Origin of the sequence: Pseudomonas sp. LSJ-87 (genome assembly GCF_032971465.1) — a bacterium.
Classification (GTDB): Bacteria; Pseudomonadota; Gammaproteobacteria; order Pseudomonadales; family Pseudomonadaceae; genus Aquipseudomonas; species Aquipseudomonas putida_Z.
In genome coordinates, this window is the sequence record NZ_JAWJYQ010000039.1 from 16,612 (window position 1) to 37,919 (window position 21,308).

The following is a 21,308-nucleotide window of genomic DNA, read 5'->3' on the forward strand; positions in this document are numbered from 1 at the left end:
CATGCCTGTTTCAATCCTGATACAAGGCCGCTTTGTGTTCCCTGGCACGCCCCCGTACCCGCGCCTGCTCATACTGACTGCCCTGCTCGGTGGCCCGGCCGTGGCCGATGACCTGTTCATCGACAACACGGACCTGCCGCAGGTTCTGACCGCCACGCGCCTGAAACAATCCCCCGCCGCAGTCCCGGGCAGCATGACCGTGCTCGACAGCGAGCTGATCCGCGCCAGCGGTGCCCGCGACATCCCCGAACTGCTGCGCCTGGTGCCGGGCATGATGGTGGGCTACAACGCCGGCAACCAACCCACGGTCAACTACCACGGCAGCAACGTCAACGATGCCCGGCGCATGCAGGTGCTGATCGATGGCCGTTCGGTGTACCGCGCCGGCCTGGCCACGGTGGACTGGAGCGACATCCCCCTGGCCATGGAGGATATCGAGCGCATCGAGGTGTTCCGCGGCCCCAACACGGTCAGCTATGGCGCCAACGCGCTGATGGCAGTGGTCAACATCCTTACCCGCAACCCCGCCGACAGCCATGGCACGCGGCTGAAGATGACCCGCGGCCAGGACGGCATCAACGATTTCTACGCCAGCCACGGCTTCGGCTGGGATGGCGGCGACATGCGCCTGTCGCTGTCCGGCCAGCAGGACGATGGCTTCGACGAGAACCAGTTCGGCCAGGACTACCGCGACAGCCGCCGGCTGACCCGCTTCAATATCAACGCCAGCCACAGCCTGGCACACGACCAGACCCTGGAATGGCAACTGGCGGCGAAGGAAGGCAGCAACCAGCGGCCTTATACCTATCAGCCGGTGTTCGCCAAATACGAAGCCGGTAACAACGCTGACGTCAATGCCAAGGACTACGCCGGCTCATTGCGCTGGACGAAGGACTTCAGCTCCGAGCACAGCCTGTATATCCAGGGCTCTGCCCAGCATTTCGACCGCCAGCAGGTGTGGCGTGCCTGCGACGCCTTGCAGTCGTTCAGCCCGGAATTGACCCAGCTGTGGCAAATGAACCCTGACTTCGCCGAAAAAGTGGCGCGCGGCATTGCTACCGGCGCACCACTTTCGACCGACGATCCCGTCATGAAAGCGCTTCTGGAGAAGGTCCAGCAGCAATGGGCGAACGGTGGCAAGCAGCAGGTTTGCGGCGACGTCGACCAGAGCACCCGCGAAACCCGCTACGACCTGGAAATCCAGGACACCCTGAGCCTGACCGACAGCCTGCGCCTGCTCAGCGGCATGAACTACCGCTATGATCGTGCCGACTCGCAGACCTACTTCAATGGCAGCATCGACGACCAGACCTGGCGCCTGTTCGGCCAGCTGGAGTGGCGCGCCGACGAGCACTGGATCCTGCAGGGCGGTGCCATGTTCGAGGACTCGCGCCTGTCCGGCAGCTCGCTGACCCCACGCGTGGCGGTCAACTACCTGATCACCCCGCGCCATGGCCTGCGTGCGGTGTATTCCGAGGCAGTGCGCTCGCCAGACATGTTCGAGAACAACATCAACTGGAGCTACACGGTCAAGAACCTGACCCCCAACGCTTTCGGCCTGCAAAACGGCGAATACTTCGTCAAGACCCGCGGCCCAGGCGACCTCGACCAGGAACGCATGCGCTCGCGCGAGCTGGGCTACAACGGCTACTTCAGCGACATCGACCTGAACATGGATGTGAAGCTGTTCTACGACGAGATCACCGGAATGATCAGCGAGCCCCTGAAGAACAACCAGTACATTGCCAGCAACGCCAACAAGGCCCGTTTCAGCGGCAGCGAGGCGCAACTGGACTGGCGCCCGACCCTGCGCGACCGCCTGCGCCTTACCTACGCCTACGTGGATGCCTGGGCCAGCAACCCCGCCGACCGCCGCCTCAGCGCGCGCAACAGTGGCTCGGCCGGGTGGATGCGCGAGTGGGGCGACGGCTGGTCCAGTGCGCTGTTCTATTACGGCGACGATGCGCTCAACCAGTACCGCTACGAGCGCCTGGACCTGCGTTTGGCCAAGCGCTTCCGGGTGCATGGCAGCAACCTGGAGCTGGCGGCGCTGTGGCAACAGCGCCTGGACGATGAGCCGACCACGGCAATCCAGAACCGCTATGACAGCCGCCACCGCCTGAGCGTCAGCGCGGAGCTGGAGTTCTGATGGCCCTGCTGCTGCGCCTGTTGCTGTTGTGCCTGTGGCCGATGGGGCCGCTGTCCGCCAGCGAAATCGTGTTGGTAGGCGCGGAAGACCAGCCCGGCATTCGCAGTTTCGTCGCTGCGCTGGAAAGCCGCCGGCCGCACGATCACGTACATTTCCAGACCACCGTGGACCTGCCACGCCCGGGCAAGCTCAAGGCTGACCAGCGCCTGATCTTGCTGGACAACGCCGCACTGGAGTGGCGCCTTGGGGAAACCGCCGGCCCGCCGGCCCTGGCCATGAGGGTCAGCCGGGTACAGGCTGAACAGCGCCTGGGAAAGTCGCGGCCCGCGTTCCTCACGCTGCTGTGGAGCGACCCGCCGCTGGGCCGGCAGCTGCGCCTGGCGCGCTACCTGCTGCCGCAGGCCCAGCGCATTGGTGTGCTGTACGGTGAGCACAGCAGCTTTCTGCTCGAAGAGCTGCGCCATGCCGCCCGCGCGCTGGGCCTGGAGATCATTGCCCAGGACTGGCCCGACCCGCGCGACAGCCGCCCTCTGCAACATTTGTTGGCCAACAGTGACGTGCTGCTGGGCCTGGACGATGCCGACCTGTTCAACTCCAAGACTGCGAAGAACCTGCTGTTGAGCAGCTATGGCCGGCAGATGGCGCTGATCGGCCCGAACGCCGGGTTCGTCCGCGCCGGCGCCCTGGCCAGCACCTTCAGCGACCAGGACGATTGGCTGGCGGTGCTCGACCAGTTGCTCGACCAGCCACCGGCGCGCTGGCCGCGCAGCCTGTACCCGGTACGCTTCGGCGTCAGCGGCAACCAGCAGGTGGCGCGCGCCCTGGGCCTTGAACCGATCGATCCGAACGCCGCCGCCAAGGCCCTGGCCGAAGGAGAACCCACCCCATGAGCAAGCGCCTGAGCTGGGACATCCACACCCGCACCCAGATCATCAGCCTCGGCCCTGCCCTGCTGCTGACCTTGCTGCTGATCAGCTTCTTCACCTTCGTGCGTATCCAGGACCTGCGCCAGGAACTGAACCACACCGGGCAACTGATCGCCAACCAGCTGGCGCCAGCCTCGGAATACGGGGTGATCTCGGGCAACAACGAAGTGCTCGAGGGCCTGATGCGCGCCACGCTCAGCATCCCCCACGTGCGCTTCCTCGAGGTGCAGGACAGCCGCAACCACATCCTGGTATATGTGGAGCAGTCCGACGAAAGCGCCAACCGCGCGCAGCGCGTCGAAGTGTTCCAGGCACCCATCCGCCTGCAGCAGATCCGCCTGGACAGCGACTTCCTGCAACAGGGCAAGGCCACCACCCCGGCCATCGGCGACGATTACCTGGGCCGGGTCATCGTCGGCATGTCCGATGACGCCTTCAGCCAGCGCCAGCAGGAAATCGTGATCAAGGCCGGTATCCTCGCGCTGTTCGCCCTGCTGTTCACCTTCCTGCTGGCGCGCCGCCTGGCCCTGAGCCTGGCCAAGCCTATCAGCGACATGGGGCATGCGGTCAAGGCCATCCAGCAGGGCGAGTACCACACCCTGTTGCCGGTGGTCGATGACAGCGAACTGGGCCACCTGGCGCGCCACATCAACAACCTGGCCCACGCCCTGGAGCAGGCCAGCAATGAACAGAAGCAGGCCATTGCCGAGCTGATCCAGGCCCGCGAGGAGGCCGAACAGGCCAACCGCGCCAAATCGGACTTCCTGGCGATGATGAGCCACGAGCTGCGCACGCCGATGAATGGCGTGCTGGGCATGCTGCAGTTGCTGGAAACCACCCAGCTGAACAGCGAACAGGCCGAGTACACCGCGGTGGCAAGCGAGTCTACCGGGCACCTGCTCAAGGTCATCAACGACATCCTCGACTTCTCGCGCATCGAACGCGCCGCGCTGCAACTGGAACACATCGACTTCAACCTCGGCGAGCTGATCACCAGCAGCGTCCAGTCGTTCCAGCACAGCGCCCAGCAGCGCGGCCTTGCCCTGCACCTGCAACTGCCGGCGGGTATCGAGCAGCTGCAGGTGAACGGCGACCCCACGCGCATCCGCCAGATCCTGCTGAACCTGGTCGGCAATGCGCTGAAATTCACCGAACGCGGCCAGGTACAGGTCGAGGCGCGCTGGCAGGTGCTCGACCGCCAGCTGATCTGGCTGACCTGCAGCGTGCGCGACACCGGTATCGGCATCGACAACGAGCGCCTGGAAATGATGTTCGTCGCCTTCCAGCAGGCCGACAGCTCGATTTCCCGCCGCTATGGCGGCACCGGGCTGGGGCTGTCGATCGCCCGCACCCTGGCCGAACGCATGGGCGGCAAGCTGCGCGGCGAAAGCCGTGAAGGCCTGGGCTCGACCTTTACCCTGGAGATGCCGCTGGCCCTGGCCAGCCCTGCCCCGGTCTCGCTGACGCTGCCAAGCGCTGCACCGCCGGCGGTGGCCGACAATGATCAGGTGCTGCTGGTAGAGGACAATCCGGTCAACCAAAGTGTCATCGAGGCCATGCTGCGTAGCCTGGGGCTGGCGGTATGCACGGCCGAGGACGGCCTGGAGGCGGTCGAGCGGGTCAGCCGGCAGCGTTTTGCCGCCGTGCTGATGGACTGCCGCCTGCCGCACCTGGACGGCTATGAAGCCACCCGACGTATCCGCCAGCTGCCCAACGGCGCCAGGCTACCGATCATCGCCCTGACCGCCAACGCCTTGCAGGGCGACCGCGAGCGTTGCATGGCAGCCGGCATGGACGACTACCTGAGCAAACCCTTGCGCCGCACCGAACTGCAGCGTGTGCTGCAGCGCTGGCTACCCGGTCAGACAACCGCGACTGGCGATAAATGCTAAAGTGCGGCAGTCTTAAACACTGGACAGGACCTTCATCGGACCTGAAAATAGACGTTTCAGTGCACACCTGTACTTCTTTCACCGGGTGCACTGTGACTTTCACCACAACGCAATAGTCTACCTGTAGGCTGCCGTCTCGGACGCGATGCGTATCGGGCCGGCCGGGAAGATTCATCCCCTGCCGCAGGGGGTTATTGAGGAGCTCGCATGACCAAACAACACGCCTTTACTCGGGAAGACCTGCTGCGCTGCAGTCGCGGTGAGCTGTTCGGCCCAGGTAATGCGCAACTGCCCGCGCCGAACATGCTGATGGTCGATCGCATCACCCATATCAGCGAAGAAGGCGGCAAGTACGGCAAAGGTGAATTGGTCGCCGAGCTGGATATCAATCCGGACCTGTGGTTCTTCGCCTGCCACTTCGAAGGCGACCCGGTAATGCCGGGCTGCCTGGGCCTCGACGCCATGTGGCAGCTGGTAGGTTTCTTCCTCGGCTGGCAGGGCCTGCCGGGCCGCGGTCGCGCCCTGGGTTCGGGCGAGGTGAAGTTCTTTGGCCAGGTACTGCCGGAAGCCAAGAAAGTCACTTACAACATTCACATCAAGCGCGTCCTGAAGGGCAAGCTGAACATGGCCATCGCCGATGGCTCGGTCAGCGTCGACGGCCGCGAGATCTACACTGCCGAAGGCCTGCGGGTCGGCGTGTTCACCTCCACTGACAATTTCTAAGGGTTATTCGCATGCGCCGCGTCGTTATCACTGGTCTGGGCATCGTATCGTGCCTGGGCAATGACAAAGCTACCGTCACCGAAAACCTGCGCAACAGCCGTCCGGGTATCCGTTACAACCCGGAATACAAGGAAATGGGGCTGCGTAGCCAGGTTTCCGGGTCCATCGACCTCAACCTCGAAGAACTGATCGACCGCAAGGTCTACCGCTTCGTCGGCCACGCTGCTGCCTACGCCTACCTGGCGATGCAGGACGCGATCGAGGACGCCGGCCTGACCGAAGAGCAGGTTTCCAACCCGCGTACCGGCCTGGTGGCTGGCTCCGGCGGCGCCTCGACCCTGAACCAGATGGAAGCACTGGACACCCTGCGCGAGAAAGGCGTCAAGCGCGTCGGCCCGTACCGCGTTACCCGCACCATGGGCAGCACCGTTTCGGCGTGCCTGGCCACCCCGTTCAAGATCAAGGGCATCAACTACTCGATCTCGTCGGCCTGCGCCACTTCGGCACACTGCATCGGCACCGCCCTGGAGCAGATCCAGTGGGGCAAGCAGGACATCGTCTTCGCCGGTGGCGGTGAAGAAGAGCACTGGAGCCAGTCGTTCCTGTTCGATGCCATGGGCGCCCTGTCGACCAAGCGCAACGAAACCCCGGACCAGGCCTCGCGCGCCTACGACGCCGACCGTGATGGCTTCGTCATCGCTGGCGGTGGCGGCATGGTGGTGGTCGAGGAGCTGGAACACGCCCTGGCCCGTGGCGCCAAGATCTACGCGGAAATCGTCGGCTACGGCGCTACTTCCGACGGCTACGACATGGTTGCCCCGAGCGGCGAAGGTGCCATCCGCTGCATGCAGCAGGCGCTGTCGACCGTCGACACCCCGATCGACTACCTGAACACCCACGGCACCTCGACCCCGGTCGGTGACGTTGCCGAGATCAAGGGCGTTCGCGCCGTGTTCGGCGACAAGGCACCGAAGATCAGCTCGACCAAGAGCCTGTCGGGCCACTCGCTGGGTGCTGCTGGCGTACACGAGGCGATCTACTGCCTGCTGATGATGGAAAACAACTTCATCGCCGGCTCCGCCAACATCGACGAGCTGGACCCGGAGGTCGCCGACCTGCCGATCCTGCGCAAGACCGAAGAAAACGCCAAGATCGACACGGTCATGAGCAACAGCTTCGGCTTCGGCGGCACCAACGCCACCCTGGTGCTCAAGCGCTGGGAAGGCAAGTAAGACGCTGCTGCGGTAAACGAAAACGCCCCGACTGGTTCGGGGCGTTTTCATTTGTATCGCCTGTACCGGCCCTATCGCCGGCAAGCCAGCTCCCACAGGTACTGCATAGGCTTCGGAACCTGCGCAGTACCTGTGGGAGCTGGCTTGCCGGCGATAGGGCCAGCACAGGAAAACGCTTATTTCTGCCTGGGCAGTACAGCCAGAAAATTCTCCCTGGCCACCTTGTTGGCAACTTGTTCCGGCAATGCATCCAGAAACGGCCTGAACCCGTGCATCTGTTCCCCAAGGCTACCAAACCGCCCCACCACATCCGAACCCAGCATGAACCGCTCCGGAAATTTCTCGACCAGTGCCAACCACGCCTTGCGCGGCACACCCCGGTCATCCAGCAGATAAGGCTCCAGCACGCTCCAAGACAAATCGACATACAGGTTCGGGTAATCCTCCAGTAACCGCGTCAGCACCGGCAGCAGAAAGTCCATCTGCGTCTGGTGCCGGTGAATCTCCATGCTGCTGCCGGCGTGCGCCCAGATGAACCGCGTGTGCGGGTGATTGCGCAGCGGCTCTTCGATCTCCGCCAGGTACAAGGGGTTGCGCTCGCGTTTGGAGGTGATGTTGGAATGCAGCAGCACCGGCAAGTCGCGCTCGGCTGCCAGGTGATAGATACGCGTCATGGCTTCGTTGTTGGCGCGCGGCGTGTCACCGCTGGTCAGTGCCGTCAGGTCATCGTGGCGGGTGAACACCTCGCCAATGCCCTGCCACAGCCCCGGATGCAGATCGAGCATGCGCTCGATATGGCTGGCGGCGTTCTTGTCCACCGGATTGAAGCCGGCCAGGAACGGATGAAAGCGCTTGCGCTGCTCGTCGGGCAGTTGCTGCAACGCCGCGGCCACGTAGGTGTCGGTGGCGCTGTACCAGTAGGCTTCGGCGTCATCCCCAGCGTAATAGCGCGGGCGCTTGGGCTCGTCTTCATGCCACTTCTTGGCCACCGGCACGCCGGAAATCATCGACTGCTCGATACCGGAGGCATCCATGGCCTTGATCAGCGCGGGCATGCCTTCGCTTTCCTGGAAGAAGTCGACGTAGTGCAGGTGGGCATCACTGTAGCTGTAGTCGCGCGCCTGCGCCGCTTGGCACAGCCAGGTGGATAACAGCACGCAGGCCAGCGCTCTGACGATCATGATGAAGCTTCCTTTTCCGGGTACCAAACCTCTAGACCGGCCAGCCAACGAGACGGTTCAGCCGCGGCGGGCAAACCGCTATGCTTGGGGCATTTCCACCTTGCCTGGAGCCTTCCCATGAGCAGCCCCCTGGTCATCCGCCCACGCGCCGAATCGGTCGAGGGCCAGCCGATCCTGCGCCCGCTGCCGTCGGCCCAGTGCCGCAGCGTCGGCCCGTTCGTGTTTTTCGACCACATGCTCGAAACCGACTATGCCCCGGGGCATGGCATGGACATCCGCCAGCACCCGCATATCGGCCTGTCGACCCTTACCTACCTGTTCGAAGGGGCAATCCTGCACAAGGACAGCCTCGGCTCGGCGCAGCGGGTGCTGCCGGGCGATGTCAGCTGGATGACCGCAGGCAGCGGCGTGGCCCATGTCGAGCGCACGCCTGAAGATGCCCTGGCCCATGGTTCACGCCTGCACGGGTTGCAGGTATGGCTGGCGTCGCCACGCGAGCATGAACAAGGCCCGGCAAGCTACAGCCACCACCCGGCGGCAAGCCTGCCGGTCAGCGACAACCTGGGGGTGCGTATCTGCATGATTGCCGGCAGCGGGTTCTGCCTGGAGTCGCCGGTGCCGGTGCTCTCCCCTACCCTTTACGCGCACGTGCGGATGCAGCCGGCGACTACCTTGCAGGTGCCGAATGAGCATACGCAACGGGCGCTGTACGTACTGGATGGCGAATTGCTGATGAACGATGAGGAGGTGGAGGCGTGCAGCCTGGTGGTGCTGCCGGAGGGCGAAGAGGTGACACTGTATGCGGAAGGTGAGTGCCAGCTGGTGCTGATTGGTGGCGCGCCGCTGGATGGGCCGCGGCGGATGAACTGGAACTTTGTCGCCAGTGATGTGGAACTGATCGAACAGGCCCGGGCCAAGTGGGCTGCGGGGGATTGGCCGGTGGTGCCGGGGGAAACTTCGAGGATCGAGCTGCCCAGGTAATTTTGGGGCTGCTTTGCAGCCCATCGCCGGCAAGCCAGCTCCCACAGGTACGGCGCTGTCTTCACTGTGGGAGCTGGCTTGCCGGCGATGGGCCGCACAGCGGCCCCCTGCATTGTCAGCGCTGGAACACTTCGGTCAGCAGGTTATGCATCGAGCGGAACGCCCGCTCCGAGGTACGCCGGTCATACTGCATCTTGCCCGGCACATTGGCACTCGGGTCGGTAAACGAGTGCACCGCGCCGCCATAGCTGAGCAATTGCCAGTCAACCTTGGCCGCGTTCATCTCCTCCTCGAACGCCGGCAACTGCTCCTTCGGCACCAGTGGGTCGGAAGCGCCGTGCAGCACCAGCACCGAGCCCTTGATGCGCTTGGCATCTTCCGGATTCGGCGTGTCCAGCGTGCCATGGAACGACACCGCCGCACGCAAATCGGCGCCAGTACGGGCCAGCTCAAGTGCACAGCAGCCACCAAAGCAGAAACCAAACGTGCCGACCTTGCCCGGCTCCAGCAGCGCCTTCGACTGCCCCAACAGTTGCGCCAGGGCTTCCTGCATACGCTTGCGCAGCTCGCCACGGTCGTTCTTCAACGGCATCATCGCCGCGCCGGCCTCGTCGGCGTTGGACGGACGCACCGATTGCCCGTACAGGTCGGCAATCAGCACCACATAGCCCTTCTCGGCCACTTCCTTGGCGATGCGCTCGGCACCTTCGCCGATACCCATCCAGTTCGGCGCCATCACCAGGCCTGGCCGCCCCAGCGCGCCCGGCTCGTAGACCAGGCGGCTTTCATACGCCTTGCCGGACAGGTGATAGACCAGCGATTCGACGATTACTTTGCTCATCAAGCACTCCTTTGGCACTCGTCATCAATATGCTCGCCATGAAAAAAGCCCGCCGAAGCGGGCTTTCCTATGCATCAACTCAAGCAGACAGCTCGACCAGCAGCTTGTTCAGGCGACGAACGTAAGCCGCCGGGTCCTTCAAGCTGTCACCGGCCGCCAGGGCCGCCTGATCGAACAGGATGTGCGACAGCTCGGCGAAGCGGTCTTCGCTCTGCTCGTTGTCCAGTTTCTCGATCAGCGGGTGGGTCGGGTTGAACTCGAAGATCGGCTTGGACTCCGGCACCTTCTGCCCGCTGGCTTCGAGGATCTGGCGCATCTGCAGGCCCAGGTCCTGCTCACCGATGGCCAGGATCGCCGGCGAGTCGGTCAGGCGGTGCGACACGCGCACTTCGGCCACGCTGTCACCCAGCGCGCCCTTCAGGCGCTCGACCAGGCCTTCCTTGTCCTTGGCGACTTCTTCCTGGGCCTTCTTGTCTTCTTCCGAATCCAGCTTGCCCAGGTCCAGGTCGCCACGGGCGACGTCGACGAAAGCCTTGCCGTCGAACTCGTTGAGGTAGCTCATCAGCCACTCGTCGATACGGTCGGTCAGCAGCAGCACTTCGATGCCTTTCTTGCGGAAGACTTCCAGGTGCGGGCTGTTCTTGACCTGCGCGTACGACTCGCCGGTGAGGTAGTAGATCTTGTCCTGGCCTTCCTTGGCGCGTGCCAGGTAGTCGGCCAGGGCGACGCTCTGCTCGCCGCTGTCGTCCTGGGTGGAAGCGAAGCGCAGCAGGCCGGCGATCTTTTCCTTGTTGGCGAAGTCTTCGGCCGGGCCTTCCTTCAGCACCTGGCCGAAGTTCTTCCAGAAGCCCTTGTACTGCTCGGGCTCGTTCTTCGCCAGCTTCTCCAGCATGTCCAGCACGCGCTTGGTCAGCGCGGTCTTCATCGAGTCGATGATCGGGTCTTTCTGCAGGATTTCACGCGACACGTTCAGCGACAGGTCGTTGGAATCGACCACACCCTTGATGAAGCGCAGGTACAGCGGCAGGAACGATTCGGCCTGGTCCATGATGAACACGCGCTGCACGTAGAGCTTCAGGCCGCGTGGCGCTTCGCGCTGGTACAGGTCGAACGGCGCGCGGGCCGGCACGTACAGCAGCGAGTTGTATTCGAGCTTGCCTTCGACCTTGTTGTGGCTCCAGGCCAGCGGGTTTTCGAAGTCATGGCCGATGTGCTTGTAGAACTCCTGGTACTCCTCGTCCTTGATCTCGGTACGCGGACGGGTCCACAGGGCGCTGGCACGGTTGACGGTTTCCCACTCTTCGGCCGGCTGTTCTTCACCTTCGGCGGCAGCTTGCTCTTTCGGCAGCTGGATCGGCATGGCGATGTGGTCGGAGTATTTCTTGACCACGTTGCGCAGGCGCCAGCCATCAGCGAACTCCTGCTCGTCCTTCTTCAGGTGCAGGACGATGCGGGTGCCGCGCTGTGGCTTGTCGATGGTGGCGACTTCGAACTCGCCCTCGCCTTTCGACGACCAGTGCACGCCTTCGGCGGCCGGCTGGCCGGCACGGCGGCTGTACACATCGACCTTGTCGGCAACGATGAACGCGGAGTAGAAGCCCACACCGAACTGACCGATCAGGTGCGAGTCCTTCTTCTGGTCACCAGTGAGGTTCTTCATGAAGTCGGCGGTGCCGGACTTGGCGATGGTACCCAGGTGGGCGATGACGTCTTCGCGGCTCATGCCGATGCCGTTGTCCTCGAGGGTCACGGTACCGGCGTCCTTGTCGAAGCTCAGGCGAATCTTCAGGTCGGCGTCGCCTTCGAACAGCTCTGGCTTGGCCAGGGCCTCGAAACGCAGCTTGTCGGCGGCGTCGGAGGCGTTGGAGATCAATTCACGCAGGAAGATCTCCTTGTTCGAATACAAGGAATGGATCATGAGGTGCAGCAGCTGCTTTACCTCGGTCTGGAAGCCCAGCGTTTCTTTTTGAGTCTCCACACTCATGGTCTTCAAAACTCCGATCTGATGGCAGTTGACGCCTGGCGGCCAGGTTGGCCTGCGTTAGCGGCGGATGTCATGCAGATGGGGGCTGCCCGGATGATTTCAAGGGCTTTTCCGGTTCGATCTTGAAATGAGCGCGAGCCGTGGCGATCGGCGATAGCCTGTCACCCTGCCAGGCGGTGATGGCCACATTGGTCACCCGCCGGCCCTGGCGCCACAGTTGGCACTGGGCATAGGTATCGCGAAAGTGCCCGGCGCGCAGGTAATCGATGGAAAAGTCGATGATCTTCGGAATGCTCGCGCTCTCGCTGAAGATCAGCAGGTACAGCGCTGCCGACAGCTCCATGAAGCCCGCGATCACCCCGCCGTGGATGGCCGGCAGCAGCGGGTTGCCTATGTTGTCCTGGCTGGCTGGCAGTCGGAACAGCAGGTCATCGCCTTCGCGCTCGCATTCGATGCCGATCAGGCCGGCATAGGGGATCAGTGCCAGCAAAGGCCGATAGTCTCCCACTGCGTGGGCGGCGTTGAGCTGTTGACGAACCTCGTGCGGAATCATGCCCCGCCCTCCTTCAGGCTGTTGCCGAAACGGATGCCACCCTTGATCTCCTGGCCCAGGCGCATGAACGTGCCCACCACCTGGCAGATCGGCTGGGCGGGGTCGTCCTGGTAGGCCGTGCCACGGGTGAAGATCACATCGCGGGTGACCCGGTAGCACTGGGCATGGCCGTAGATGTCCTTGCCGGCCTCTGCCGGGTGCATGTAGTCGATGCGCAGGTCCAGTGTCGGGCACACCTCGAAGCGCGGCAGCACGCACAATGTGGCCATGCCGCAGGTGGTGTCCATCAGCGTGGTCAGCGCGCCGCCATGCACGGCGCCGGTCTGCGGGTTGCCGACGATGGCCGGAGACCAGGGCAGCACCAAGGTCATACCATCGGCATTGGTTTGCGCCACACGCATTTGCAACAACTGACAATGTTTCAACGCCGAGAGAAAACGCTCGGCCATGGCCATCAAGGTTGAATCGCTCATTGGCTGTTTCCCTGCGCATTGCCGCAGCGGCATAAAATCGTTAAAAAGTCTATATAGAACGAGGCGTTATATATGTGTAATCTTCGCGGAACTTATTCCGCGTAGTTGCACTCGAAGGAACAAGTCACTTATTCCACCAAGGAGAAACACCCCCATGCGTAAACCTTTTGCTTTTGCTCTGATGCTGGCCGCTGCCATGGGCCTGGCCGCTTGCGATAAAGCGAGCGAAGACAAAGCCCAGGACGCACAGCAACACGCCGAGCAAGCCCAGGAAAAAGCGGGCGAAGCTCAGGATAAAATGAACGAGGCCGCCAAGGAAAACGCCGAAGCCGCCAAAGATCAGGCCGAAGCCGAGCAGAAGGCCGCCGAAGAAGCCGCTCCGGCTACTCCGGCTCCGGAAGCCGCGCCAGCTGCCCCAGCTGCTCCAGCCGAACCTGCCAAGCAGTAATCGGCTAAAACAAGAAAACCCGACATTGTCGGGTTTTTTTGTGCCTGAAACTTATGGATTAAACGTTTCAGGTACCAGGAGCGGTGTTTTCCTTGGCGGGTTCGATCGAAACACTTTCGGTAGGTGTGAACACCATCACATCCAACACATCCGAATGGAACTCGCGGCGGTACAGAATCAGCACTACCCCGACACTCATGACCATGAACAACCATGGGCTGATGAACCAGCTCAACATGGCCATGCCGAAGTAATAGGAACGCAGGCCCAGGTTGAACTGGTTGGCGGCAAGCGACAGCACCCGCGCCGCCCGCGAGGCGAATGCCTTGCGTTCAAGTTCATTGACCAGCCGTTCACCGATCATCGGCGCCGAACCCACCAGCACTGCAGCAAAGTTGTATTGGCGCATGCACCAGCTGAAGGTGAAAAAGGCGTAGACGAAGACCATGGCCAGGCACAGCAGCTTGATCTCCGACATGCCCTGGGACGTCTGCTGCACCAGCGGCAGGTCGGCCAGCAGCGACAGCGCCCGGTCGGAGGCCCCAAGCACGGTGAGGATACCGGCAAGGATGATCAGGGTGCTGGAGGCGAAGAACGAGGCGTTGCGCTCAAGATTGCCGATCACGCTGGCATCGGCAATGCGGTTGTCGCGCAGCAGCATGCGGCGCATCCAGTCTTCGCGGTACAGGTGCAGCACGCTGGCCAGGCACGCGGTGTCGCGGCCCTTCCAGATGGCATAACGGGTGTAACCGCCCCAGCACAGGGCGAACCAGGCGATGGCCAACAGGTTGTTGAAGTTGCTTTGGATGAAGTTCATGCAGGGTTCCCGGGAGGGCCAGATACCTGAAGGATAGGGACCGGATTTCGACGCTGGCAAGCGGCAAAAGGCACACATCCATCCTGATATTTGCACTGCTCATCCGGCCTCTTCGCGGGCACGCCCGCTCCCACAGGTACAGCGCCAATTCTGAGGTTTGCGCTTGACCTGTGGGAGCGGGCGTGCCCGCGAAGAGGCCGGTACAGGCAAAGAAAAAGCCCCGCATCCTCTCGGATACGGGGCTCTTGAGTTTCCACCCTTGGCGAGCACCCTTCGGCTTGTGGCCGGTGCCGCCCTCAGGCTTCGACTATCAGGCCAGCGCTTCGCGCGGCTTGCCGAGCATGCGGTCGCAGGCCACGGCGCCAACCAGGGTCACCACCGAAGGCACCAGCCAGGCCAGGCCCTGGTCGCTCAACGGCAGGTGTGCCATGAAGTCCGGCAGCACGTGGGCAATGCCGCTGCCCTTGATCGCATCGACCATGCCGAACAGCAGCGACACCAGCATCACTGGCGCCAGGATGCGGGTTGGCGAGTTCCACAGGTCCTTCACGAAGCTGAGCCCGACCACCACGATGCACGGCGGGTAGATCGCGGTGAGCACCGGGATCGAGAACATGATCAGCTTGGTCAGCCCGAGGTTGGAGATCAGCAGCGAGAAGCCCGCCAGGATCACCACCAGTGCGCGGTACGACAGCGGCAGCATCTGGCTGAAGTACTCAGCGCAGGCACACGTCAGGCCAACCGCGGTCACCAGGCAAGCCAGCGCGATCAGCACGGCGAGGAAGCCGCTGCCCAGCGAACCGAAGGTGTGTTGCACATAGGCATGCAGTACCGCCGCGCCGTTGGTGGCGTCAGCCGCGATATCGTGGCTGGTTGCACCCAGGCGGAACAGGCTGATGTACACCAGGGCCAGGCCGACACCGGCGATCAGGCCGGCGATGATGGCATAGCGGGTGATCAGCTTCGGCGACTCGACACCGCGCGAGCGGATGGCGTTGACGATGACGATACCGAACACCAGGGCACCCAGGGTGTCCATGGTCAGGTAACCATCGGAGAAGCCCTTGGAGAACGCTGCGGCGGCATAGGCCGGCTGCGCTTCACCAATGGTGCCGGCAGGCAGCGCGAAGGCGGCGATGCCCAGCACCGCCAGGGCGATGATCTTCAACGGCGCCAGGAAGCGGCCCACGGTGTCGAGCAGCTTGCCTGGGTACATGGACACGGCCAGTACCACGAGGAAGTACACCAGGCTGTAGATGAACAGCGCCAGCGGGCTTTCACCGGTCAGCGGCGCAACGCCCACTTCGAACGATACGGTCGCGGTGCGCGGGGTGGCGAACAGCGGGCCGACCGACAGGTAGCACACGGCCGCCAGCAGGCCACCGAAGAACTTGCCGATCGGGCTGCTCAGGGCATCCATGCCGCCGCCGACCTTGGCCAGGGCGACCACGGTGATGACCGGCAGGCCCACGGCGGTAACCAGGAAGCCCAGGGCCGCCATCCATACGTGCGGGCCAGACTGCAGACCGACGATAGGCGGGAAGATGATGTTGCCAGCGCCCACGAAAAGCGCAAACGTCATAAAGCCAAGCGCCAGGATATCCTGGCCTTTGAGAACTTTCATTTAAGGTAGTACCACACTGCTGAAATCGGGATTCGAGAGGGGATTTCCCTTTGGATGAGGGGAAATGCTGCCCGGCTTGATAGGCCAGACCCGTTTAGCGTGTCGTTCCCTTTTGGGGTACGGGCACAGAGTGAACGCGTAATGTAACTGTTTTGTCAGTCAAACGCACTGGCACAGTGCTGCTTGTCCGATGTGCGTACATGTTTGTCGTCTGTGCGACCGAGGACAGCGAGAATTATCCTCGGATTGAAATATTCGTCTGCGTGAAAATTCCTATCAAACTCATCGAAAAATCCATGTTGCCTGTGCCGGCCTCTTCGCGGGCTTGCCCGCTCCCACAGGGGATCACCACAGGCCCGGAATGTGGAGATCTCCTGTGGGAGCGGGCAAGCCCGCGAAGAGGCCGGCACAGGAATACCCAATACCCAGAAACGACAAAGGCCACCCGAAGGTGGCCTCTGTGCGCGTGGGGGGTGTAGCAGTATTACTTCTTGACTTCCCAGCCAGTCAGCTCGGCCAGGGCCTTGCCGATGTCAGCCAGGGAACGCACGGTCTTCACACCAGCGTCCTGCAGGGCGGCGAACTTCTCGTCCGCAGTGCCCTTGCCGCCAGAGATGATGGCGCCAGCGTGGCCCATGCGCTTGCCCGCAGGTGCGGTAACACCAGCGATGTAGGAAACGACAGGCTTGGTGACGTTGGCCTTGATGTAGGCCGCAGCTTCTTCTTCAGCCGAACCGCCGATCTCGCCGATCATGACGATCGCTTCGGTCTTCGGGTCTTCCTGGAACAGCTTCAGGATGTCGATGAAGTTGGAGCCCGGGATCGGGTCACCGCCGATGCCGACGCAGGTCGACTGGCCGAAGCCGGCGTCGGTGGTCTGCTTCACAGCTTCGTAGGTCAGGGTGCCGGAACGCGAAACGATACCGACCTTGCCTGGCAGGTGGATGTGGCCTGGCATGATGCCGATCTTGCACTCGCCCGGGGTGATGACACCTGGGCAGTTAGGGCCGATCAGGGTCACGCCCAGCTCGTCGCACTTGACCTTGGCATCCAGCATGTCCAGGGTAGGAATGCCTTCAGTGATGCACACGATCAGCTTGATGCCGCCGAAGGCAGCTTCCAGGATCGAGTCCTTGCAGAAAGGAGCCGGAACGTAGATGACCGAAGCGTCAGCGCCGGTAGCTTCCACAGCTTCTTTCACAGTGTTGAACACTGGCAGGCCCAGGTGGGTGGTGCCACCCTTGCCTGGGGTTACGCCGCCTACCATCTTGGTGCCGTAGGCGATGGCCTGTTCGGAGTGGAAAGTACCCTGCGAGCCGGTGAAGCCCTGGCAGATGACTTTGGTGTCTTTATTGATCAGGACGCTCATTACTTGCCCTCCGCAGCTTTGACAACTTGTTGAGCAGCGTCGGTCAGGCTGGTTGCCGCAATGATGTTCAAACCGCTTTCTGCCAGTACTTTAGCGCCCAGTTCGGCGTTGTTGCCTTCAAGGCGAACGACGACCGGAACTTTCACGCCGACTTCTTTCACTGCACCGATGATGCCTTCGGCAATCATGTCGCAGCGAACGATGCCGCCGAAGATGTTGACCAGGACGGCCGCGACATTGCTGTCGGACAGAATGATCTTGAACGCTTCGGTAACGCGCTCTTTGGTAGCACCACCGCCAACGTCGAGGAAGTTGGCCGGCTTGCCGCCGTGCAGGTTGACGATGTCCATGGTACCCATGGCCAGGCCGGCACCGTTGACCATGCAGCCGATGTTGCCTTCGAGGGCAACGTAGTTCAGTTCGAACTTGGCAGCGTGGGCTTCACGGGCGTCGTCCTGCGACGGGTCGTGGAAGGTTTTCAGCTTCGGCTGACGGTACATGGCGTTGGCGTCGATGTTGATCTTGGCATCGAGGCAGTGCAGGTCGCCGTCGGCCTTGATCACCAGCGGGTTCACTTCCAGCAGGGCCAGGTCGTGATCCTTGAACAGCTTGGCCAGACCAACGAAGATCTTGGCGAACTGTTGAACTTGCTTGCCTTCCAGGCCCAGCTGGAATGCCAGCTCGCGACCCTGGAACGGCTGAGCGCCGACCAGTGGGTCGATGGTGGCCTTGAGGATCTTCTCAGGCGTTTCGTGAGCGACTTTCTCGATGTCCACGCCACCTTCGGTGGAAGCCATGAACACGATACGGCGGCTCGAACGATCGACTACAGCGCCCAGATACAGCTCTTTGGCGATGTCAGTGCAGGATTCGACCAGAATCTTGGAGACGGGTTGACCGTTGGCATCGGTCTGGTAGGTAACCAGATTCTTGCCCAACCACTGTGCAGCGAACGCCTTGGCGTCTTCTTTGCTGCGAACCAGCTTGACGCCGCCCGCTTTACCGCGACCACCCGCGTGAACCTGGGCTTTTACCACCCACTCGTTCCCGCCGATCTTGTCGCAGGCTTCTGCAGCTTGCTCAGGGGTATCGACAGCGAAACCCTTGGAAACTGGCAGGCCGTATTCAGCGAACAGCTGCTTACCCTGATACTCGTGAAGATTCATGCTTTTTACCGTCTTCGTTAGGTACTGCGCTTCGGCGCTGCGCCATCACTGGCGCCGCACCACCTGTGACCGTTGACCCCGGGTTTTCCCGTGTGATCCGGTCCGGCGGACTTTCCGCGGTGAGTCATGCACGCAAGACTCACGACGGGCAGCCCGCCGTGGTTTCTTATAATTAACGCTTCTTACGGTTGGCCACGTGAATGGCGCCGCCATTCACTGCCAGCGCTGCTTCATGCAACGCTTCGGACAGGGTCGGATGGCTGAAGACCATCATGCCCAGATCCTCGGCACTGGTGCCGAATTCCATTGCGATTGCGCCCTGCTGCACCAGTTCGGCAGCCGATGGGCCAATCACGTGTACACCCAGGACGCGGTCGGTCTTGGCATCGGCGATGACCTTGACGAAACCACCGGTGTCGTTGGCAGCCATCGCACGGCCGCTGGCCGCGAACGGGAAGGTGCCCACGTTAACCTCAACGCCCTCGGCCTTCAAGGCCTGTTCGGTCTTGCCGACCCACGCGATTTCCGGGTGGGTGTAGATGACCGACGGGATCAGGTCGTAGTTCATCTGGGCCTTGTGGCCCTTGATGCGCTCGACCACCATGATGCCCTCTTCCGAGGCCTTGTGGGCCAGCATCATGCCGCGCACCACGTCACCGATGGCGTACACGCCCGGCACGCTGGTAGCGCAGTAGTCGTCGACGAAGATGTAGCCACGCTCGTCGATGGTCACGCCGCTGTCGGCAGCCAGCAGGTCGGTGGTCACCGGGCGACGGCCGACCGCGACGATCAGCTTGTCGAAGGTGATCTTCTGCTCGCCGTTGGCGTCGGTGTAGGTCACTTCGACTTCGTTGCCGTTGACTTTCGAGCCGGTGACGCGCGCGCCCAGCTTGATGTCCAGGCCTTGCTTGGTCAGGGTCTTCTGGGCTTCTTTCGACACGGCGGTGTCGGCAGCCATCAGGAAGGTGTCCAGGGCTTCCAGGACGGTGACTTCAGCACCCAGGCGAGCCCATACCGAGCCCAGCTCCAGGCCGATCACGCCAGCACCGATAACGCCCAGGCGCTTCGGCACGGCCTGGAATTCCAGGGCGCCGGTGGAGTCGACGATGACGTTCTGGTCGACCGGAGCCGGCGGAATGTCGATCGGGCGCGAGCCGGAAGCCAGGATCACGTTCTCGGCTTCGATGACTTCGGTGGTGCCGTCAGCCTTGGTGACTTCGACTTTCTTGCCGGCCAGCAGCTTGCCGTGGCCCTGGATCGAAGTAACGCCGTTGGCCTTGAACAGGGTGGCAACGCCACCGGTCAGGTTCTTGACGATGCCAGCCTTGCGGCCAACCATCGCGGCGACGTCCATCTTCACTTCACCAGTGGAGATACCGTGGACGTTGAAGCTCTCTTTGGCTTCCTTGTACTTCCAGGAGCTGTCCAGCAGCGCCTTGGAAGGAATGCAACCTACGTTCAGGCAGGTGCCGCCCAGGGCCAGCTTGCCCTCGGCGTCGGTGTACTTCTCGATACAGGCAGTCTTCAGACCAAGTTGTGCGGCCTTGATGGCAGCCACATAGCCGCCAGGACCTGCACCAATCACCACTACGTCGAATTTCTGGGTCATAAAAGATTCCTTATCAGCTACAAGCTACAAGCCGCGGACCGCGCGGCATGGCTTCCTGCGAAGCCAGGGCCGGCACGGTACGCAGCCAGAGGGTTAGATGTCCAGCAGCAGGCGAGACGGATCTTCCAGCAGGTTCTTGATGGTGACCAGGAAGGTTACCGCTTCCTTGCCGTCGATCAGGCGGTGATCGTACGACAGCGCCAGGTACATCATCGGGCGAATCACCACCTGGCCATTGATGGCCATCGGGCGCTGGATGATGTTGTGCATGCCGAGAATGGCGGCCTGCGGCGGGTTGACGATCGGGGTCGACATCATCGAACCGAAGGTACCACCGTTGGTGATGGTGAAGGTGCCGCCGGTCATCTCTTCGATGGCCAGCTTGCCGTCACGGGCCTTCTTGCCGAAGGTGGCGATGCCGTTCTCGATTTCCGCCAGGCTCATCGACTCGGCGTTACGCAGTACCGGTACCACCAGGCCACGGTCGCTGGACACGGCAACGCCGACGTCGGCGTAGCCGTGGTAGACGATGTCGTTGCCGTCGATCGAGGCGTTGACAGCCGGGAAGCGCTTCAGGGCTTCGGTGGCGGCCTTGACGAAGAACGACATGAAGCCCAGGCGTACGCCGTTGTGGGTCTTCTCGAACAGGTCCTTGTACTTCGAACGCAGGGCCATGACTTCGGTCATGTCGACTTCGTTGAAGGTGGTCAGCATGGCCATGCTCGACTGGGCTTCGACCAGACGCTCGGCGATCTTGGCGCGCAGGCGGGTCATCGGCACACGCTTCTCGGTGCGGTCGCCAGCGGCAACGACAACCGGGGCAGCAGCGGCAGCGGCGGCAGGCTTGGCAGCTGCAGCAGGCGCCGACTTCTTGTTGGCGACGGCAGCGACGACGTCTTCCTTGGTGATGCGACCACCTTTGCCGGTGCCGGCAACGGTAGCCAGGTCGATGCCGTTCTCTTCAGCCAGCTTGCGCGCGGCCGGGGCGGCAACCGGGTCTTCTTCGCCAGCGTCGGCAGCAGCGGCAGCCGGGGCAGCAGCGGCCGGGGCGGCAGCTGGTGCAGCAGCGGCAGCACCGCCCTCAACGATCGAACCCAGTACTTCGTCGGACAGGACGGTGTCGCCCTCGCCCTTGACGATGGCGCCCAGCACGCCGTCAGCGGTGGCCAGTACTTCCAGGACGACCTTGTCGGTCTCGATGTCGACGATCAGCTCGTCACGCTTGACGGCATCGCCCGGCTGCTTGTGCCAGGTGGCAACGGTGCCATCGGCAACCGATTCCGGGAAGGTTGGGGCTTTGATCTCGATAGCCATTATCTGTGTTTCCTTAAATTCGGTTT

General features: G+C 62.6%; 18 protein-coding genes. 7 read left to right on the top strand and 11 right to left on the bottom strand.

What is annotated here, in order from left to right:
- Position 1 precedes the first annotated feature (1 nt).
- From RYH74_RS20545 to fabB, 5 genes are all read left to right on the top strand, one after another.
- Positions 2–2,149 carry a TonB-dependent receptor plug domain-containing protein gene (locus tag RYH74_RS20545; protein ID WP_170929279.1) on the top strand — a complete coding sequence of 716 codons (2,148 nt, stop codon included), beginning with the start codon at positions 2–4 and terminating at the stop codon, positions 2,147–2,149.
- On the top strand, positions 2,149–3,039 hold the full coding sequence (locus tag RYH74_RS20550) for an ABC transporter substrate-binding protein (protein WP_317410047.1): 891 nt from the start codon (positions 2,149–2,151) through the stop codon (positions 3,037–3,039). The genes RYH74_RS20545 and RYH74_RS20550 overlap by 1 nt, the downstream gene beginning before the upstream one ends.
- A complete protein-coding gene (locus RYH74_RS20555) occupies positions 3,036–4,967 on the top strand; it encodes an ATP-binding protein (RefSeq protein ID WP_025339961.1) in 1,932 nt (643 codons plus the stop codon). Before RYH74_RS20550 ends, RYH74_RS20555 begins: the two co-directional genes overlap by 4 nt.
- 207 nt (positions 4,968–5,174) lie before the next feature.
- The gene (gene fabA, locus RYH74_RS20560; RefSeq protein ID WP_003251509.1) at positions 5,175–5,690 is read left to right on the top strand and encodes a 3-hydroxyacyl-[acyl-carrier-protein] dehydratase FabA; all 516 of its coding nucleotides are present in this window, start codon (positions 5,175–5,177) and stop codon (positions 5,688–5,690) included.
- 11 nt (positions 5,691–5,701) lie between these two features.
- On the top strand, positions 5,702–6,922 hold the full coding sequence (fabB, locus tag RYH74_RS20565) for a beta-ketoacyl-ACP synthase I (RefSeq protein ID WP_286100238.1): 1,221 nt from the start codon (positions 5,702–5,704) through the stop codon (positions 6,920–6,922).
- A gap of 176 nt (positions 6,923–7,098) precedes the next feature.
- Here fabB and RYH74_RS20570 read toward each other — a convergent pair whose 3' ends face one another.
- The gene (locus RYH74_RS20570; protein WP_317410048.1) at positions 7,099–8,103 is read right to left on the bottom strand and encodes an amidohydrolase family protein; all 1,005 of its coding nucleotides are present in this window, start codon (positions 8,101–8,103) and stop codon (positions 7,099–7,101) included.
- A 117-nt stretch (positions 8,104–8,220) separates the two neighbouring features.
- Here RYH74_RS20570 and RYH74_RS20575 point away from each other — a divergent pair, with 117 nt between their 5' ends.
- Positions 8,221–9,084 (top strand): pirin family protein, encoded by an 864-nt coding sequence (locus RYH74_RS20575; protein ID WP_317410049.1) that lies wholly within the window; start codon positions 8,221–8,223, stop codon positions 9,082–9,084.
- Between the two features lie 115 nt (positions 9,085–9,199).
- On the opposite strand, the gene RYH74_RS20580 is transcribed toward RYH74_RS20575, so the two are convergent.
- From RYH74_RS20580 to RYH74_RS20595, 4 genes are all read right to left on the bottom strand, one after another.
- Positions 9,200–9,925, bottom strand: coding sequence for a dienelactone hydrolase family protein (locus RYH74_RS20580; protein WP_015271090.1), 726 nt, complete (start codon positions 9,923–9,925; stop codon positions 9,200–9,202).
- A 79-nt stretch (positions 9,926–10,004) separates the two neighbouring features.
- Entirely contained in the window at positions 10,005–11,909 is a 1,905-nt protein-coding gene (gene htpG / locus RYH74_RS20585; RefSeq protein ID WP_025339964.1) for a molecular chaperone HtpG, read from the bottom strand.
- A gap of 70 nt (positions 11,910–11,979) precedes the next feature.
- Complete coding sequence (locus RYH74_RS20590) at positions 11,980–12,462, bottom strand: PaaI family thioesterase (RefSeq protein ID WP_075045841.1); 483 nt, start codon at positions 12,460–12,462, stop codon at positions 11,980–11,982.
- Positions 12,459–12,935, bottom strand: a complete 477-nt coding sequence (locus tag RYH74_RS20595) for a PaaI family thioesterase (protein ID WP_075045842.1) — start codon at positions 12,933–12,935, stop codon at positions 12,459–12,461. Before RYH74_RS20595 ends, RYH74_RS20590 begins: the two co-directional genes overlap by 4 nt.
- 154 nt (positions 12,936–13,089) lie before the next feature.
- On the opposite strand from RYH74_RS20595, the gene RYH74_RS20600 reads away from it, so the two are divergent.
- Entirely contained in the window at positions 13,090–13,383 is a 294-nt protein-coding gene (locus RYH74_RS20600) for a hypothetical protein (RefSeq protein WP_075045843.1), read from the top strand.
- A gap of 67 nt (positions 13,384–13,450) precedes the next feature.
- Here the strand turns inward: RYH74_RS20600 and RYH74_RS20605 are convergent, their stop codons facing one another.
- The 6 genes from RYH74_RS20605 to odhB all read right to left on the bottom strand — a co-directional run bounded on the left by RYH74_RS20605 (position 13,451) and on the right by odhB (position 21,282).
- Entirely contained in the window at positions 13,451–14,200 is a 750-nt protein-coding gene (locus RYH74_RS20605) for a DUF599 domain-containing protein (protein ID WP_286100241.1), read from the bottom strand.
- A 310-nt stretch (positions 14,201–14,510) separates the two neighbouring features.
- Positions 14,511–15,824 carry a branched-chain amino acid transport system II carrier protein gene (gene brnQ, locus RYH74_RS20610; RefSeq protein WP_025339968.1) on the bottom strand — a complete coding sequence of 438 codons (1,314 nt, stop codon included), beginning with the start codon at positions 15,822–15,824 and terminating at the stop codon, positions 14,511–14,513.
- A 484-nt stretch (positions 15,825–16,308) separates the two neighbouring features.
- Positions 16,309–17,193: a succinate--CoA ligase subunit alpha gene (sucD, locus tag RYH74_RS20615; RefSeq protein WP_004376004.1), complete on the bottom strand. Its 885-nt coding sequence runs from the start codon at positions 17,191–17,193 to the stop codon at positions 16,309–16,311.
- Positions 17,193–18,359 (bottom strand): ADP-forming succinate--CoA ligase subunit beta, encoded by a 1,167-nt coding sequence (sucC, locus tag RYH74_RS20620; RefSeq protein ID WP_003254205.1) that lies wholly within the window; start codon positions 18,357–18,359, stop codon positions 17,193–17,195. The genes sucD and sucC overlap by 1 nt, the downstream gene beginning before the upstream one ends.
- A 172-nt stretch (positions 18,360–18,531) precedes the next feature.
- The gene (lpdA, locus tag RYH74_RS20625; protein ID WP_013973439.1) at positions 18,532–19,968 is read right to left on the bottom strand and encodes a dihydrolipoyl dehydrogenase; all 1,437 of its coding nucleotides are present in this window, start codon (positions 19,966–19,968) and stop codon (positions 18,532–18,534) included.
- A gap of 93 nt (positions 19,969–20,061) precedes the next feature.
- Positions 20,062–21,282 (bottom strand): 2-oxoglutarate dehydrogenase complex dihydrolipoyllysine-residue succinyltransferase, encoded by a 1,221-nt coding sequence (odhB, locus tag RYH74_RS20630; RefSeq protein WP_025339969.1) that lies wholly within the window; start codon positions 21,280–21,282, stop codon positions 20,062–20,064.
- Positions 21,283–21,308 lie beyond the last annotated feature (26 nt).